This is a genomic window from Flavobacterium saccharophilum, from assembly GCF_900142735.1.
GTDB lineage: Bacteria > Bacteroidota > Bacteroidia > Flavobacteriales > Flavobacteriaceae > Flavobacterium > Flavobacterium saccharophilum.
On sequence record NZ_FRBY01000003.1, the window covers coordinates 1 to 14,569 of the forward strand.

11 protein-coding genes are annotated in these 14,569 nt (G+C 34.6%); 4 read left to right on the forward strand and 7 right to left on the reverse strand.

Annotation, left to right across the window (positions count from 1 at the left end):
* The 3 genes from BUA98_RS10025 to BUA98_RS10035 all read left to right on the forward strand — a co-directional run.
* Nucleotides 1–3,564: T9SS type B sorting domain-containing protein (locus BUA98_RS10025; protein WP_139257003.1), on the forward strand; the 3,564-nt coding region annotated here is incomplete at its 5' end.
* Nucleotides 3,565–3,724: 160 nt separating this feature from the next.
* Entirely contained in the window at nucleotides 3,725–4,642 is a 918-nt protein-coding gene (locus BUA98_RS10030) for a PorP/SprF family type IX secretion system membrane protein (protein ID WP_072971955.1), read from the forward strand.
* A gap of 12 nt (nucleotides 4,643–4,654) precedes the next feature.
* Nucleotides 4,655–6,577 carry an OmpA family protein gene (locus BUA98_RS10035; RefSeq protein ID WP_072971959.1) on the forward strand — a complete coding sequence of 641 codons (1,923 nt, stop codon included), beginning with the start codon at nucleotides 4,655–4,657 and terminating at the stop codon, nucleotides 6,575–6,577.
* Between the two features lie 132 nt (nucleotides 6,578–6,709).
* Here BUA98_RS10035 and BUA98_RS10040 read toward each other — a convergent pair whose 3' ends face one another.
* From BUA98_RS10040 to pyrR, 7 genes are all read right to left on the reverse strand, one after another.
* Complete coding sequence (locus tag BUA98_RS10040) at nucleotides 6,710–7,216, reverse strand: CAP domain-containing protein (RefSeq protein WP_072973251.1); 507 nt, start codon at nucleotides 7,214–7,216, stop codon at nucleotides 6,710–6,712.
* Between the two features lie 174 nt (nucleotides 7,217–7,390).
* Nucleotides 7,391–8,035, reverse strand: coding sequence for a pyridoxamine 5'-phosphate oxidase (gene pdxH, locus BUA98_RS10045; protein ID WP_072971963.1), 645 nt, complete (start codon nucleotides 8,033–8,035; stop codon nucleotides 7,391–7,393).
* Nucleotides 8,036–8,130: 95 nt separating this feature from the next.
* Entirely contained in the window at nucleotides 8,131–9,036 is a 906-nt protein-coding gene (locus BUA98_RS10050; RefSeq protein WP_072971965.1) for a ribonuclease Z, read from the reverse strand.
* Between the two features lie 131 nt (nucleotides 9,037–9,167).
* Complete coding sequence (locus BUA98_RS10055; RefSeq protein WP_072973253.1) at nucleotides 9,168–9,500, reverse strand: ribonuclease Z; 333 nt, start codon at nucleotides 9,498–9,500, stop codon at nucleotides 9,168–9,170.
* Between the two features lie 115 nt (nucleotides 9,501–9,615).
* On the reverse strand, nucleotides 9,616–10,542 hold the full coding sequence (locus BUA98_RS10060) for an aspartate carbamoyltransferase catalytic subunit (protein ID WP_029273654.1): 927 nt from the start codon (nucleotides 10,540–10,542) through the stop codon (nucleotides 9,616–9,618).
* Between the two features lie 84 nt (nucleotides 10,543–10,626).
* Complete coding sequence (locus BUA98_RS10065) at nucleotides 10,627–11,268, reverse strand: DUF6891 domain-containing protein (protein WP_072971968.1); 642 nt, start codon at nucleotides 11,266–11,268, stop codon at nucleotides 10,627–10,629.
* A gap of 30 nt (nucleotides 11,269–11,298) precedes the next feature.
* Nucleotides 11,299–11,838: a bifunctional pyr operon transcriptional regulator/uracil phosphoribosyltransferase PyrR gene (gene pyrR / locus BUA98_RS10070; RefSeq protein ID WP_026984444.1), complete on the reverse strand. Its 540-nt coding sequence runs from the start codon at nucleotides 11,836–11,838 to the stop codon at nucleotides 11,299–11,301.
* 641 nt (nucleotides 11,839–12,479) lie between these two features.
* Here pyrR and BUA98_RS10080 point away from each other — a divergent pair.
* A complete protein-coding gene (locus BUA98_RS10080) occupies nucleotides 12,480–13,073 on the forward strand; it encodes a dihydrofolate reductase family protein (RefSeq protein ID WP_072971974.1) in 594 nt (197 codons plus the stop codon).
* Nucleotides 13,074–14,569 lie beyond the last annotated feature (1,496 nt).

Below are 14,569 nucleotides of genomic sequence, written 5' to 3' on the forward strand. Positions count from 1 at the left end.
GCTTCTGAAGGATGTTCTAACGCAGGTACTTATACCAACACATGGATTGTAAAAGATGCCTGTGGAAATACTTCTGAAACTTTTACTCAGGTAATCAATATTCAGGATACTACTTCTCCAACATTTATCGGAGATCTTCCACAAAACATGACAGTTTCATGTGATGCCGTTCCAGAAGCGGCTACACTAGAAGCTTCTGATAATTGTAATGGAAATTTACCTATTGTATATTCTGAAATCAAAAGTGATATTCAAAATGAATGTAATACCAATTATACCTTAACCCGTAAATGGACAACAAGCGATTGTGGTGGAAATACAGTTTCTCATACTCAAATTATAAAAGTAGAAGATACAACGGCTCCAACCGGAACTGCTCCAACAGATGTTGCTAATTTACAAAGCATTGCTGATATCCCAGTTGGAAGTCCAAGTGATATACCTGATGCTGCAGACAATTGTAGTCAAAATATAAACATTACAATAAATGATGTTAATAATGGAGGAAGCGGCTGCGAAGGAAATGCCTATATCCTAACCAGAACATACACTTTAACCGATTGCGCGGGTAATAAAACAGAATTGACACAAACTTTTACGGTAGAAAACAAAGTTTCTGTATCGGGTATCGTTTCAAATGTAACTTGTATGGGAGAAAGCGATGGTTCAATTTTAGTAACCAATAGCCCTGGATCAACAGTTGTTATTACCAATGGAAATAATGAAGTGGTTGGAAATACAAATTTACCAGCCGGAACTTATACACTTACTGCAACATCATCTGTAAATAGTGGAAACCAAACCTGTACTGCCACTGCTACAGTGATTATAACTGAGCCAAACTATAGAATTAAAATCTCCGGACAAATACTAAATGTAGACACTAATACACCAATTGCAAATGTACCTGTAACTTTGATTCCTCAAGGAACAACCACAGGACCAATTTTATTCCGTCTAACAGGCGCAGATGGAATGTATACCTTCTCAGGTATGGCTGCAGGAAGTTATTTAGTTCAGGTTCAGGATGCTAATTTAAATAATGTTTATCAGTTATTTCCTTTAGATTCTAGCTTATTCTTTACTACTCTTGAAGATTGTAAATTCCAGGTACATAACTTTGAATATGGAAAAACAAAGCTTCCTATTTTAGGAGATTATGTTTGGTACGATACAAATGCAAATGGAATTCAGGATGAATGGTATGACGCCAACAATGATGGCAGTATAACTCAAAACATTCCAGATAGCGAAGGCTCTATAGATTACAGCCTTTGGGAATGGATCGATCTTAATGGAGATGGAAGTTATGCAGGTCCACAAAATATTGGTGAATTAAATGCGGGCGGATTCGGAAATGCAGCAAGTGCTAATGTATTTGTCGACGGTCCAAACGGATACCATAAAGAAGTAATCATAGGAATTCAGGGATACTGGAGAGACAGACCAGAAACTGAAAATCCTTATGGACAATATACTGTTAAATTAGTCCGCGATACCAATTTAGAAACAACTGCAATTGCTTTAGGAGTTGGTGGTTTAGTGAAAGTACTACCATCAGTGACAGACAGAAAAGTACCATCCAAAACCAATAAAGCACAATTGCATACAGTTTGTACAACAAGTCCTGATGCAGGATATATTGTAAATGTAACGCAGGAAGATTTAGTTCATTTAGACATTGACTTTGGTGTTAACTGCAAAGAATACCGTGATCTTATTGCTAATGATGATAGCGCCGGGCCATTTGCTGGTGTTAACCATACAACTACCAATGTTCTAAATGTTTTACCAAATGATACTATTGAAGGTGTAGTGGTAACTGCGTCTGATGTAATAATAACTACAGTAACACCAAATGAATTTTTACAATTGAATCCTGATGGTTCTGTAGATATTTTACCAAATGCCCCAGTAGGTACATTAACAATGGTTTATCAAATTTGCGAAGCAGATCAAACTTCAAATTGCGATACTGCAACGGTAACGATTACTATTGAAGCTCCGATAATGACCGTGACTGCGACAGCGATTTGTGTAAATGATGTTCCTTATGTAGATTATACAGTAACACCTGGTAATTTCACTCCAGTTAACGGTGTAACAATTGCCTGGGCAGATAGTAACAACAATGTTATTACTACAATGAACGATTTACCATTAACAGGACGAGTATTATGGCCTGGCGCTGTTGTAGATCAAGCAGGAAACGGAGTAGATTGGCCAGGATGGTTATTCCAGAATAATCAATGGATTGAGGGAGCCGACGGTTTCGAAGCATTACGTCCTACCGCAACTTTAACCATAAGTCTTAATCCTTCACAAACGATAGTGGTAAATTACCCACCATCAGATCCTTATTGTATTGCCCGTCCAACATTTGTAATTGTAGCCAATGACGATAACGCAGGACCAATTAGCGGTAATACCGGAGGTACAAACGTTCTAAATGTTTACACAAATGATACATTAAATGGTAATGTTCTTAATCCTTCCGACGTGACCTTAACTACGGTTACGCCAGACCCAACAGGAACTTTAACATTAAACCCTGATGGCTCTGTAGATGTGCCTGCAAATACGCCTAGCGGAACATACATACTAACCTATCAAATTTGTGAAAATGCTGATTTTGGAAACTGTGATACAGCGATAGTAACTGTAACCGTTATCAACACACCGCCAGTAATCAATGCTCTTGCAGATACTTATAGTGTTAGTTGTGAAGGATACGGAAATGTTGGAAATGTTTTAAGCAATGATACAATTGACCTTAGTCCGGCTTTAATAGATTTACTAAACTTTACATTACTTCCTAGTACTAATGGTCATCCGGGGATCACTGTTGACGGATCAGGAAATGTAAATGTTGCAAGTACAACTCCTGCAGGAAACTATAATTATGACTATCAAATTTGTCTTAAAAACCGTCCTGAGATTTGCGTTACACGAACAATTACAGTAACTGTTCTTCCAACTATAGCAAATCTTACAAGTGAAGCTTGTAATGAAGATTCTTCTCTTATTGATTTAATGACTTTGCTGCCAACTAATGAACCAAGAACTGGTACCTGGTCTGACACAAATAATAGTAACGCTTTACAAGGTAGTGTTTTCAACCCATTTGGACTTACACTAGGCAATTATACGTTCGAATATAAAATAACTGATGAAGATTGTCCTAGAACTATACTGCTTTCAATGGATGTAAAAGATGATTGTAAAGTATTACCATGCGGAAATATAGTGATACACAACGCCTTCTCTCCTAACGGAGACGGAATAAATGACTTCTTTACAATTGATAGTATTGATGAAATAAATTGTTATCCGGAAAATACTGTTGAAATATATAACCGTTGGGGAGTATTAGTATTTGAAACTACTAATTATAACAATACAACCAATGCATTTGATGGAACTTCCAGAGGAAGAACCACGGTTAAAAAATCTGATGGTCTGCCAACTGGAACTTACTTCTACATTATTACTTATAAATCTTTGGATGGAAATAATGTAATGCAGAATAATAAAAAAGACGGTTATCTATATCTGTCAAAATAAAGATTACTATTTATGTGATTCGCTATAAATAACAAACTTATAGCGAATTACATAAAATTATTAAAATCCTTATTTTTTGAATATACGAATGTATTGGCTTTTATTTTAGAAGTCCCATTAATAAAAATCAATAGTAATAATAAAATAATACATATCTACTATGAGAACAAAATTATTTTCCTTCGTCATAATGTTTGTAACGATTGTAGGTTTTGCACAGCAAGATTCTCAATTTACGCAATACATGTACAATACTATAAATATTAACCCTGCGTATGCGGGTTCTCGTGGAGCCTTAAGTGTTTTTGGCCTATACCGTACACAGTGGGTCGGACTGGATGGAGCTCCTGAAACAAGTACTTTTTCAGTTAACACACCTATCAACAATAGTAAGCTGGGAATTGGTGCCTCGCTGGTAAATGATAAAATCGGACCAACAAATGAGAATAATATCTCTGTTGATTTATCTTATACTGTTCAAACATCCGCCAATTTCAAACTTTCCTTTGGTATCAAGGGAACTGCTAATATTTTCAATTTGGATGTCAGCAAACTGAATCCGGAAGATGCTGGTGATCCGCAGTTTCAGGATTTGGATAATAAATTCTCACCAAATGTAGGAGCTGGGGTTTATTGGCATTCTGATAAGGCCTATATTGGTTTCTCTGTTCCTAATTTTATTGAAACTAACAGATATGATGATAATGATGTGGCTATTTTCAAAGATAAAATCAACTACTATTTAATGGCTGGTTATGTATTTGACCTCGATAAATACCAATACATAAAATTTAAACCTGCCGTACTTACCAAAATGGTAGAAGGCGCACCGCTTCAGGTAGATATGTCAGCCAATTTTATGTTCTATGATAAGTTTGTAGTGGGTGTCGCTTATAGATGGAGCGCTTCATTAAGTGCTATGGTAGGATTTCAGATTACGGATGGGCTTTATTTAGGTTATGGTTACGATCGTGAAACCACGAATCTAAACAATTACAATTCAGGATCACACGAGATATTCCTTCGTTATGAATTCTTCAAAAAAAATGGTAAAATGACAACTCCTCGTTTCTTCTAAAAAACTATGATTATGAAAAATTACATACTTCTTTGCCTAATAATTGTAAATGTTTTTTCATTTGACAGTTATGCACAGCAATCAAAGATAAATGCTGCCGACAAAAAATACGACAGCTACGCATATGTTGATGCAATAAAGACCTACGAGAAAGTAGCAAGTAAAGGATATAAGTCCGAAGACATGTTTAAGAAACTAGGGAATGCCTACTACTTCAACTCCAATTTTGAAGGAGCTGCAAAATGGTATGGCGAACTATTTGCCATGAATTCTGAAGTTGAACCGGAATATTATTATCGATATGCCCAGTCCTTAAAATCTATTGGAGAGGCAGATAAGGCCAATAGACTTTTGGGTGAATTTAATGCCAAAAACAAAACAGATAACAGAGCGAAACTTTATGAGCAAAATGTGAATTATCTTGATCAGATAAAAGCCAATTCCGGACGTTATAATATTGAGAATGCAGGAATCAACTCTAAATATTCTGACTATGGAACTTTTGTCCATGACAACAAAATCTATTTTGCCTCAGCCAGAGATACCGGAAATTTTTCTCAGCGAAAACACAAATGGACAGGTGAATATTTTACAAATTTATACATAGCCGATATCGACTCTGCCAAAGTAAAAAAATTCAAAACAGATCTAAATACCAAATTTCATGAATCATCTCCAGCCCTTACTAAAGATGGGAAAACAGTATATTTTACAAGAAATAATTATTTAGACGGGAAAAAAGGAAAAAATGGCGAGAAAACTACTTTAATCAAAATATATAAAGCTACTCTGGATAAAGAAAAATGGACCAACATAACACCAGTATCTTTTTCCAGCGATAATTACAGCACAGCGCATCCAGCATTAAGTCCCGATGAAAAAACATTGTATTTTGCTTCTGATATGCCTGGAACGTTAGGCCAATCTGATCTTTACAAAGTAAGTATTAACAGTGATGGAAGTTTTGGTACTCCCGAAAACATGGGCAAAACTATAAATACAGAGGGGAAAGAAACGTTCCCTTATGTAACAGATGAAAACGAAATTTATTTTGCCTCAGACGGGCATCCCGGACTTGGAGGTTTGGATGTGTTTGCCGGCAAACTTGGAAGTAGCGGAACAGTTAGTGACATTCAAAATCTAGGAGCCGATATTAACTCACCAAAAGATGATTTTGCTTATGTGATTGATCCTGAAACAAGAAAAGGATACTTCAGTTCTAATAAAGATGGCGGACAAGGTTCAGATGATATTTATAAGTTTTTAGAAACTAAAAAATTAAGATGTATTCAGGAGCTAACCGGTACAATAACAGATGCTAAAACGGGTGTTGTGTTGCCAGAATCAAAAGTAAGTCTATATGAAAACCAAACTGTATTAAATAGCATTATTGCTGATGCATCAGGAAATTACAGTTTCCCGGTTGACTGTGGAAAAACCTACAATGTAAGAGCCGAAAAAGAAGAATATGAAACTAAAGAAGTTAGTATCACAATAGGAAAAGTCAGTGGAAAAACAAACTTACCCATCGCTTTGGATAAAAGCACCTGTCGTGTAACTATAGGCGATGATTTAGGAACCTGCTTTGGCATAAAAATGATTTATTTTGATTTAGATAAATCCAATATTAGAACAGAAGCAGCCATTGATTTAGAAAAAATACTGGTTGTATTAAATGAAAACCCAGGAATGAAACTTGATATTCGCTCGCATACAGATAGCCGCGCAACATTTAAATACAATGAAGCCTTATCTGACAGAAGAGCAAAATCTACTATTCAATGGTTAATTAAAAATGGTATAGATAAAGGGCGATTAACCGGTAAAGGATATGGTGAAACTCAACTAGTAAACAAATGTGCTGATAATGTACCATGTACCGAAGCAGAACACCAAGAAAACCGAAGAAGCGAATTTATTATTACTGCACTGTAATTAGTTAATTAAGATTTTCATAGATTTAAAAAAAGCTGTCTTAAAAAAGACAGCTTTTTTTTGCAAAAAAAACCGCTGCAACCCTTAGAGTCGCAACGATCACTAATAAAAACCAACCAGTTTTAAATTATCTTAAATTTTAACAAAGATGTTAGTGTAATATTTTTTTCCTGTTGCAGGATCTATTGTCACAGCTATTCCGAAGTGGCTAAAATTACCTTCTATATTTTCTTTATGACCAGGGCTTTCCAACCAGGCTTTTAATACAGCTTCAGAAGTTTTATAATTAAAAGCTACATTTTCGCCCACTTTTGTAGCGCCAAGTACCTGCATTATATTTTCGGAACGAGCAGTAAAATCATTATGATTAACCGCATTAGTAGCAATCATATAATTATTATGATCCAGACATTGAGATGAAATATGATTGATTCTTTGCAATGCATTTAAACCAATTGTTGCACGGTAATTGTTTATCAACTGCATTGTTTCTAACTCTGAATCATTGTAAGTATAATCAGTTATCAGAGTTTTTGTTGGAGTGCTACTTTCACTTCCCTCGGCAGTATCGGCAGAGCATGAGTTCATTGCAATAAATATTGCAATGAACAGCATGGTGTGCATAATTTTCTTCGTCATAGTCATCAGTAGTTTACGCAAGCTTAAAGTAAATGTTGGGGCAAATCCTTTAAATTTTTATATTTAAATTAAATCGTTTTTTCTTACACCAAACGTATTCAATTTACCGTTAAACTACAAAAATAATCGACAAACTACATCTAAATTTTTTCTTTTAAGATAATTTTCTTACAACTAAGACGATAGTCGTTCAATTTTCCATGAATAATCGGATTGACTTTGGTATCGAATCCTATCATGTAACCTGTTTGGTCTTCCTTGCCAAAATTCTACTTCTAAGGGAGTTACCAAAAATCCGCCCCAATTTTCAGGTCTCGGAATTGATTTTCCTTCAAATGCTGCTTCTAATTTTTTAAGGTTTTCTTCTAAAAATGTTCTTGACGGAATCACTTCGCTCTGATTAGAAACAATCGCGCCTAATTTACTTCCGTCCGGGCGGGAATCAAAATAACCATCAGATATATTTTCAGAAGTTCTTTGCGCAATTCCTTTAATGATAACCTGACGTTCCATTTCCTGCCAAAAGAAAGACAGACAAACATGTGGATTTGCAGCAATCGCTTTTCCTTTTTCCGAATTATAATTGGTATAAAAGATAAAACCTTCTTCTGAAAATTTCTTCAGAAGAACTACTCTGGATTTCGGAAAACCATCCAAACCAATAGTAGAAACTGTCATAGCATTCACTTCTCCGTTTCCACCAAAGTCTTCCACTTCATGAAACCATCTGTTAAAAAGATTAATTGGATCTTCGGGAATATTAGTTTCTAATAATTCGCTCTTCTCGTAAGATTTTCTATAATTGCTTAAATCGTTCATGATTTTTAATTTAGTTTATTTTGTTTCAGGTTTCAGGTTTCAGGTTTCAAAAAAACTTAGAATCTTAGCATCTCAGAACCTTAGAACCTTTTTTATCAAAACTCAAAAGAAACTCCGTCATCTCCTAAAAGTACATTCGGGAAAATACTTTCAGCTTCTTCTTTAAAACGTTCTATTCCATCATATCGTGTTGAATAATGGCCTAAAATTAATTGTTTCGCATTTGCTTTCAAAGCTATTCTTGCCGCTTCTTTGGCAGTTGAATGCAAAGTTTTTGCTGCCAATGATGCTTCCGATTCTAAAAACGTAGACTCGTGATATAAAACATCTACATTTTCAATAATGGGTATAATTGCTTCGTTATAAACCGTATCAGAACAAAAAGCATAACTCATGGACGGAATTGGGTCAAAAGACAATTTCTTGTTTTCGATTACGGTTCCATTATCCAGTGTAACATCGCCTCCGCCCTTTATTTTTTGATAATAGGCTGTATGAATATTATACTGCTGAACAGCTTCTACATTTAGTTTTCTGTCTCCCGGTTTTTCCTGAAACAAAAATCCATTGGTGTAGACACGATGTTTTAGCGGAATCGTTTTTACTACAACTTTCTGGTCTTCAAAAATCACTTCACTTTCCTTCGACTCCAATTCGTGGAAAAACAAACTGTAAGTTGTCCAGGATTCTGTTAGTTTTAATTGAAGCAGAATTAACTCTTTTATTCCTTTTGGTCCGTAAACATGCAAATCAGTAGTTCTCCCTAAAAGCGAAAAAGTCGAAATGGTTCCAATTAATCCATACAAATGATCTCCATGAAGATGGGAAATAAAAATGTGATTAATTTTTGAGAATTTAATCTTGTTCTTGCGCAATTGCACCTGAGTTCCTTCGCCACAATCAATCAAAAACAATCTGTTTTTAATTTCTAAAACCTGCGAAGTTGGGTTTGTAAGCGTTCTGGGAGTTGCGGCATAACAGCCAAGTATGGTTAATTTCATTTTAGATTTTAGATTGATTTAGATTGCAGATTTTAGACTGTAGATTTTAGATTGGAAAAATTAGCATTAAAAAAATCTAAAATCTGAATTTCAGTATTAAAAATCTAAAACCTGAACTCTAAAATCTAAAATTAAAACCCGAGGTCTCTTTCTATTTCTTCCATTTCGATAATATCGTGTGCTTCTAAAAGAGAAGGAACAACCAATAATTTATCAGAAATTGCATTGAAATCAAGATCGGAAACTACAATTACAAATGATTTCTTTGCTTTTTTGTGTTGTTTAGAAAGTGGCAGAAAAAGTTTCAAATCGCTTTCCGCTAAACTAGTATCTGCTGTTAAATCGATTATAATATTTTGTTTTTCAAAGGTTTTAAATTGTTGCGTCACTTTCTCCAAAAAAGAATTAAAATCTCCCTGAGTATCTTTAATCGTAACGGTATGTCCTTTTTGATCTACTTTCATTTTACTAAGGTACGAAGTTTTTTTATTTGTTGTTTCAGGTTTCAAGTTTCAGGTTTCAAGTTTGCCAAGCTGGACGTCCAACAACGTGAAACTTGAAACCTGAAACAAATAAAACTTATTGAATCTTAGAAGCGAGCAGATAAATAACCGCCATTCTAATTGCTACTCCATTTTCTACCTGATTCAGGATTACAGAATGGTCAGAGTCTGCTACTTCAGAAGTTATCTCTACTCCTCTGTTGATTGGTCCCGGGTGCATGATGACGATTTCTTTTCCAAGAGAATCTAATAATGGTTTATCAACTCCGTATTGTTGTGCGTATTCTCTTGTCGATGGGAAAAAGTTCACGTCCATACGTTCGTTTTGTACACGAAGCATATTCGCAACATCGCACCATTCTAATGCTTTTCGTAAATTCGGCTCGACAGTAACTCCTAGTGATTCAATGTATCTTGGAATCAACGTTTTTGGTCCGCATACTTTTACTTCTGCGCCCTGCATCTGCAAAGCATATATGTTTGAAAGCGCTACACGCGAGTGCAGAATATCGCCTACAATAACTACTTTCTTTCCTGCAACATCTCCTAGTTTTTCTCTGATCGAATAACTATCTAACAAAGCCTGCGTTGGGTGTTCGTGCGCACCGTCACCAGCGTTTACGATACTTGCTTTGACATTTTTAGATAAAAAATAAGCCGCTCCGGGATTGGAGTGGCGCATTACAACCATATCTACTTTCATCGAAAGGATATTGTTAACCGTATCAATAAGTGTTTCTCCTTTTTTAACCGAAGACTGAGCCGCAGAAAAACTAATAACATCTGCCGATAATCTTTTTTGGGCTAACTCAAACGAAAGTTTGGTTCGGGTACTGTTTTCGAAGAAAATGTTAGCAATGGTAATATCTCGTAATGAAGGAACTTTTTTAATCGGTCTGTTAATGACTTCTTTAAAATGATCTGCCGTTTCAAAAATTAGGTTAATATCATTCTCGTTGATGTATTTAATTCCTAATAAATGATTTACGCTTAATTCTTTCATTTTTCTTTCTTTAATATTTATGTTGTCAAATCCTGAAGTTCTGAAATATTCAGTTCTTCAATCCTGCTGTAAAGAGAAGCTTCTCTATTGAACCATTCTGTCTACAACTTCACTATAATCCTGCAGATCTCTCGCATCTTCATCAAAAATCTTCTGCCATCTGAAACCCGGGATTTCGATTTTAGATCGTGCAGAGCCATCCCACTTTATTTTAAAATCGTTATTTATTAAAACTTCAGCAACTCGTTTCCCTACTTCTATTGTAACTGCATCATCAGTATTATCAACTTTCTGAAAAGCGATATACAAGCCTGGATTTTCAATATCGATTGCTCTGGCCAAATCCTGTTCGTGATAAAAACAATACCCATCAGATTCCACTTCATTTTCCTGCAAATCTCTTTCAACCTCAACTACTTCATATTCACCGTCGGTTGTTGTGTAACCAGCATTGTGAAGTGCGATTATATTCTCATCGCACAATTCATCAAACGCTTTTATCAGCCTTTCAGTATCTGTGGGGCTTTTCCATTGTTTACTTTCTGCAATTAACTTTTGGTATTCTTCTCTTATTTTATCAAAAGCCCACTCTTCTGAGATTTCATCTTCGAATTCGTTGTCTTCAATTTCTTCTATGATGTTTTCCTGAATCTCATCAAGTGAAAGAAATCCCATTCTGACCTGATTAAAAATTGATTCATAAATAAACGATTCGTTTTCTGTCATTATTATATTTTTCAATTTTTAAGAATTCAATTAATTGGTAACCAGGTAAACGACATCTTCGCCTTCATTTTCTTTCCAGCTAACTTTTACCTTTTCATCATTAATGGCATCTACCTGACGGCCGCGATAATCGGGCTGAATAGGGAGATTTCTACTAAAACGTCTGTCGATTAACACTAACAATTCGATTTCAGACGGTCTCCCGAAAGACTGAATTGCGGTTAAGGCAGAACGAATGCTTCGTCCGGTAAACAAAACGTCATCAATAAAAATGACTTTTTTGTCTTCGACTATAAAATTGATTTGTGTTTTATTGGCTTCAAGCGGTTTATCAGTACGGCGAAAGTCATCTCTAAAAAAAGTGATGTCTAGATATCCCAAAGAAATTTCAGGAACTTTATATTCGTCTTCTAATATTTGTTTTAAACGTTCAGCTAAAAAAACGCCTCTCGGCTGAATCCCGACTAAAATAGTATCGGAGAAATCAAGATGTTTTTCGATTAACTGACAAGCCAAACGATGGAGTATGATAGTAACTTCTTTTGAATTAAGTAATACTTTTTGGCTCATAATTAAGTGTGATGTTTGGTTAGGCAAATATACGAAATCAGAATTTATTTGTTGGGGTGTTGGGTGGGGAAATATTTTTTTTTGAAATTGACATAGAATTGAGGCAGAAACTCACTTTTCATCAACGAAAATTTTTCCTACTTTAGCTGAAATGAAATACTTACATTAATCTATTATACAAGTAAATAGATGTATGTGATTTATATTACACATCAACTAGTTGCCAACATTTGAAAAATGAACCATCCTGAATTAAATTTTAATTATGATCAAAATTACTAGATTAACCCTTTCTTATTTTTATCAAATATTTATTATCTTAATATTTTTCACTACTGTTTATTTCTTGAGAAGCTATATTTCTTCAGATTACAATAGACAAGTTGACCTCTACACAACCAAGTTAATTAAGAATGAAAATATAATCACAAAACAAAATATAAAACTATTTGCAGAAAATGACAAAAATCACTTCTCAAATAAGGTAGATACTTTGATATTGTTCTTCTTCTTTTGCATAATATTTACAATAAATTTTCAAAAACAAATTCACAAGCAAAAAAAACAGCGAGAGGAATTCCATTTCCTAATCAAGAAAAGAAATTAGAAAACAACATATATTGATTGAAAAAATAAACATCATGAGAAAAATAATCGTCATAACTATGATTACTATCGATGGCGTAATGCAGGCACCTGGTGGACCAGAAGAAGATACTTCGGGCGGTTTTGAATATGGCGGCTGGGTGGCGCCTTTTGGAGATGAAGAATATGGCAATGTCATGCAGGAACAAATGAAACCTGCCGATATTCTTTTAGGCAGAAAAACATTTGATATTTTTGAAGATTATTGGCCGAAACACGCAGAAGGCTGGCCGGGAATTAATGAAGTTACCAAATACGTTTTATCGTCCACCAGAAAAAGCTCAGAATGGCAAAATACCGAATTTGTTTCCACTATAGAAAACATCAAAAAACTCAAAAATTCAGAAGGCGGGGATATTAAAGTTTGGGGAAGCGCAACACTTGTTCAGCATTTGTTTCAACATGATTTAGTCGATGAACTAGGACTTTTAATTTATCCAATAATTCTTGGTAAAGGAAAAAAACTATTCGATGATAGTTCTACCCCGGCAGGATTTACTTTAATTGAAAGTACAGTTACGCCAAGCGGGGTGATTGCGGTGAGTTATAAACGAGCTGGAGAGGTTAAGACGGGAACTATTGGAGAATAAGAAAATCAACATCATATCAGTCCCAGCGGGACGGTATGTTTATAGAACTAAATAAGTCGAGTTCAAAAAAGCCCCATCGGGGCGATATTTCATTACCAAATACAAACGATATGTCGCTCCGCTGGAGCTTTTTTTTTCGATTGTGCATATTAATTAGCTATAAACATTACGCTCCGATGGAGCTTTCTAATTTGAGCCCAGAAAATAAAAAAGTTTATGAAAGAAAACCTTAAACAGTTTATAGCGGTACCTAAAAACATATTTCTAATAGATGCTTTTGGTGCGATACTTACGGCTTTTTTACTTTTTTTCGTTCTCAAAACTTTCAATACCTTCCTTGGTTTATCAAAAACTACCCTGGAATATCTTTCTTTGCTGGCGGTAATTTTTTCAGTTTATTCCTTTTCGTGCTTCTTTCTGATAATTAATAATTGGAAATCGTATTTAAAAATAATCTGCATTGCCAATGTATTCTATTGCCTTTTGACCATAGGAATTATAATTTATTATTACCAAAGTATATCAGTTTTTGGCATCGCCTATTTTTTTGGAGAAATAGTAATTATAGCCGGACTTGTATTTTTAGAAATCAGAACAATAAGAGGCAAGACTCTATTTAAAAATTAAATTATTTCTGAAGAATTTTCAATAATTAAGATGAATATTAGCATTTCGCTCCTCCGGAGCTTTTTCTATTACGTGTAATTGATTAGCTATAAACATTGTGCTCCGCTGGAGCTTTTCTTTTACGAATTATTGATTAGCTACAAATATTATACTTCACTGGAACTTTTAATTTAAAACTTCCTTTCGCAAATACATTTCTGGATTGATGTTATTCATTAAACTCCATAATTAATTAATCCAGTATGCAAGTCACAGCGGGACGGTATATTTATAGAAAATATGAAAATATAGTTTACAAAACCCCATCGGGGTGATATTCTAATGCTACGATAAAAACAATATGTCGCTCCTCCAGAGCTTTTTCTATTACGTGTAATTGATTAGCTATAAACATTATGCTCCGCTGGAGCTTTTCTTTTACGAATTATTGATTAGCTACAAATATTATACTTCACTGGAACTTTTAATTTAAAACTTCCTTTCGCAAATACATTTCTGGATTGATGTTATTCATTAAACTCGATAATTAATTAATCCAGTATGAAAGTCCCAGCGGGACAAAATGTTTATAGAAATATAAGAATCAAATTCATAAAACCCCATCGGGGTGACATTTTCGGTATAGAACGATACGTGATATGTCGCTCCTCCGGAGCTTTTTCTATTATGTGTAATTGATTAGCTATAAATATTATGCTCCGCTGGAGCTTTTCATTTACGAAGTATTGATTAGCTACAAATATTACACTCCACTGGAACTTTTAATTTACGAATTATTGATTAGCTACAAATATTATACTCCACTGGAACTTTTAATTTAAAACTTCCTTTCGCAAATACATTTCTGGATTGATCTTATTCATTAAACT